A 3,323-nucleotide genomic window follows, 5' to 3' on the forward strand; every position below is an offset into this window, starting at 1 on the left:
AACGCCGCGCTCGGCGGCGGCCGCCTCGAGCCCGGCATGCACGTGCTGACCAAGCCCTTCAGCGTCGACGTCCTGGCCAGCCGAATCCGCGCGATGATCACGGGCGGGTAGCAATCCTGCTGGCGCTGTCCCTGCGCCACTTGCAGGCCAGCGCTGTGTTGCAGCGCACTCCAATCGGGGGCGTGGATCCTTACCTCGGCCCGGCGCGAAGCTGGAGCCGATCATGCACACCTACACGCTCGCCGTCGCCGACGGGGTCCTGTTCGTCTGCATCCCCGATACCGCCGACCTTGCCTCGGCCATCATGCGCGAGACCGCGACCGCCTACGGCGCCGGGATCGAGCTGGAGATCGCCCGCGGCCTCGTGCTCACGGACGAGGTGCGCCCGGGCGACGAGGTGGTCTGGCAAGAGGGCCCGAGCGGCGAGCTCGTGGACGATTCCGGCACGCTCTACCGCTACGCCGTACGCCGCACGCACTGACGGCCGGCTCGGCGCGCGACAGCGTGCCGCGTCAGCGCTTGCCGAGCTTGGCCGGAATCGGCGATACCGGCGCCATGCGCAGGCCGCTGTTCCTTCTCCTCGCTCCGGCGCTCCTCGGCGCGCCCGCCGCCGCCGATCCGGCCGGCCTGGAGCAGGCTTGGCATCGCTGCCTGCGCGAGGCCTACGCCCACCAGCCCCCGGGCCAGAGCCGGGCGGGGGACCAGCGCAACGCCCTCGATGCCTGCAAGGAGCGCGAGGACGCCTACGTGGCCGCCCTCCTGGCCAGCCAAGGGCGCGGCGAGCGCGGCTTCGGTGCCCGCGCGATGGGTTGGGCCGCCTCGGTGGCGTCCTCCGTCCTCGATCCCGTCACGGCCTGGCTGCGCGGCCTCGGCCGATAGGGCGTCCCGGCCCGGGGAACCCGGCCGGGAACCGGTCCCGGCCGGGCTTCGCGCGTCACTCCGCGGCTTCAGCCACCGAGCCGCCCTTGCGCCGGCCTCGGCCCTTCGGCGCGGCGCCCTTGGGCTCGGCACTCTTGGGCTCGGCACTCTTGGGCTCGGTGCTCTTGGGCGCGGCACCCTTCGAGGCACGGGCGGGCGTCGTCTCGACCGGGGCGGGCTCGGGGTCAGGCTCCGGTGCCACGGCCTGGCTGGCCTTGCGGCCGAGGCCGAGCGTCCGGGCAAGCTGCGAGCGGGCCGCCGAGTAGTTCACCGATGTCGAGGGATAGTCGTGCGGCAGGCCGAAGCGCTCCCGGTAGCCGGCCATGTCGATCCCGTGCTTGGTCAGGTGCCGCTTCAGCGTCTTGTAGGGTTTGCCGTCGATGAAGGAGATCAACGCGTCCGGCGTGATGGACTTGCGGATCTGCGCCGGCGTTGCCTTCTCCGGGCCTGCCTGCTGCGCGTCCGCGGGCTGCGTCAGGCCGTGAAGGGCGGCGTGTACGCTGCTGATCAGGGCTGCCAGATCGCTGACCGGAACGGAGTTGTTGGCCACATAGGCCGAGACGATCTCGGCCGAAAGCTCAGTAAGGTCGGCCTGTGCTTCGGTGCTGCTCATAGGGTTGTCGTGCTCCCGATCGTTCCGGATACAAGCAACAGCCTTCTTTTACTGGGAGGTCAAGACCTGGCGAGATATTTTCTCGCAAACTTATCAATCCCCTGTCGATATCGAACAGCAGTTGAACGTCTTTTCGCGGGCCGGCTCGCACAGCCAAGTGCTCATCCAGCCTCATATCCGTTCTCTTGCCGCTACGAGACGGTGCAGGACCCGACACCGCTCGGGGAACGGGAAGATCGATCATGACGAGCTTTCGTCGGATGGCCGCAGCCACTGCCCTGATCCTCGCCTCCCCGGCCGGGCACTTGCGCAGCCCTGGTCCGACCTGCCGGCAGCGCTCGGCTGCGACCGCCGTGAAGGCCGCCCCCGCCGCGAAGCCCGATCCGTCGTCCGCATCGCGCGCGATGCCGGCGGTGCCGTGATCGTCCGGCAGGGGGGGCGACGGCCATGCCGGCTCCGGTCGCCTCGGGGCCTGCCGTCTAGCGGGAAGCACCGGCCCCCGTGACGTCCACCGCGTGCACGGATGCTGAGGTGCCACCGGTCCGCCGCGACCGGCTCGGGCGTCCTTTCGCCGAAGGGGAGGCTGGTTCGGCGGAAGAGAGCGCGTCGAAACAAGGACGTCGAAACAAGGACTTGGAGCCGTTCCCGGTTGCCATGTGATCGGGAACGGCTCTAAGTCCGCCACCTCTCGGATGGAGCGCGGACGGTCGCATGGAATCCCTCGCCTGGCTCGCGGAGGAGGCCTGCCGCAACGCATGGCCCGCCCCGCGCGAGGTCCATCTCGGCGGCTGGCTCTTGCGCGCCTCCGGCGGGCCGACACGGCGGACGAACGCGCTCAATCCCCTGCCCGGCCCCCGCGCCGCGCCCGCGGTCGCGGTGGAGGCCGCCGAGCGGGTCTTCGCCGGGCTCGGCGCGCCCGCCCTTTTCCGCGTCGTCTCGCTGGCGCCGGAGCTTGATCCCGAGCTGGAGCGGCGCGGCTACCGCGCGGAGGGCCACTCCTTCACCCTCGCCGCCGATCTCGCGGATCATGCAAGGCCGGATCCGGAGGTGCGCCTCGCGCCCGCGCCCGATGCGGCGTGGCTGGCGCTGCGCGCCCGGATCAACGACTCGGACGCGGCAGCCGAGTGCGCCTACCGGGTCATGCACGAGACCATCGCCCTGCCCCGGGCCTGCGCCGCCCTCGACGCGGACGGCGCGCCGGCCGCGCAGGCCTACGCGGTGCTCGACCGGAATCTCGTGGTCCTCGAATCGGTCGCCACCGCGCCCGAGGCCCGCGGGCGGGGCCATGCCCGCCGGGTCGTCGCCGCGCTGATGGATTGGGGCCGGGCGCGGGGCGCCGCCTTCGCCTGCCTGCAGGTGGTGGCCGACAACCACCCGGCCCGCGCCCTCTATGCGGGCCTCGGCTTCGGACGCGAACTCTCCCGCTACCACTACCGCCGCGCGCCTTGAGTCCTGGGATCCCGAAGGGACGATGTCCCTTCGGGATCCCAGGCCAGGGCTCTGCCCTGGACCCGCCAAAGGGATGATCCCTTTGGATTCCCGGATCCTCAGGCCTCGAACAGCGAGGTCTGCTGGGGTTCCTTGCGGGGCGCCTTCCGGGGCGCGCGGCGGGGCGGCTCCGGCGCTTCGTCGGGGCGCGCCCGCACGGTGCCGTCGGCGAATTGCAGCGTGAGGCCCGGCGCCGCGACGGCGGCTCCAGCGTCAGGTCCATCGCCACCATGATGCTGGCAAAGGTCATGGAAGGTCTCCGGCCGGCAGGCACAGACGGGATGGGGAATGCTCGATGGGCGGG

Annotated in this window: 6 protein-coding genes; 4 read left to right on the forward strand and 2 right to left on the reverse strand. The window is 71.7% G+C overall.

What is annotated here, in order from left to right; all coding sequences use genetic code 11:
- Positions 1–223: 223 nt before the first annotated feature.
- Entirely contained in the window at positions 224–481 is a 258-nt protein-coding gene (locus MET9862_RS28665; RefSeq protein ID WP_142586274.1) for a hypothetical protein, read from the forward strand.
- Between the two features lie 74 nt (positions 482–555).
- Complete coding sequence (locus MET9862_RS28670) at positions 556–879, forward strand: hypothetical protein (RefSeq protein WP_142586275.1); 324 nt, start codon at positions 556–558, stop codon at positions 877–879.
- A 55-nt stretch (positions 880–934) separates the two neighbouring features.
- On the opposite strand, the gene MET9862_RS28675 is transcribed toward MET9862_RS28670, so the two are convergent.
- A complete protein-coding gene (locus MET9862_RS28675; protein ID WP_142586276.1) occupies positions 935–1,531 on the reverse strand; it encodes a Ros/MucR family transcriptional regulator in 597 nt (198 codons plus the stop codon).
- Between the two features lie 260 nt (positions 1,532–1,791).
- On the opposite strand from MET9862_RS28675, the gene MET9862_RS29765 reads away from it, so the two are divergent.
- On the forward strand, positions 1,792–1,953 hold the full coding sequence (locus MET9862_RS29765) for a hypothetical protein (protein ID WP_185157051.1): 162 nt from the start codon (positions 1,792–1,794) through the stop codon (positions 1,951–1,953).
- A 289-nt stretch (positions 1,954–2,242) separates the two neighbouring features.
- Positions 2,243–2,980 (forward strand): GNAT family N-acetyltransferase, encoded by a 738-nt coding sequence (locus MET9862_RS28680; protein ID WP_142586277.1) that lies wholly within the window; start codon positions 2,243–2,245, stop codon positions 2,978–2,980.
- A gap of 98 nt (positions 2,981–3,078) precedes the next feature.
- Here the strand turns inward: MET9862_RS28680 and MET9862_RS29870 are convergent.
- Positions 3,079–3,323: hypothetical protein (locus MET9862_RS29870; protein WP_210248137.1), on the reverse strand; the 245-nt coding region annotated here is incomplete at its 5' end.

The organism is Methylobacterium symbioticum, assembly GCF_902141845.1.
Classification (GTDB): domain Bacteria; phylum Pseudomonadota; class Alphaproteobacteria; order Rhizobiales; family Beijerinckiaceae; genus Methylobacterium; species Methylobacterium symbioticum.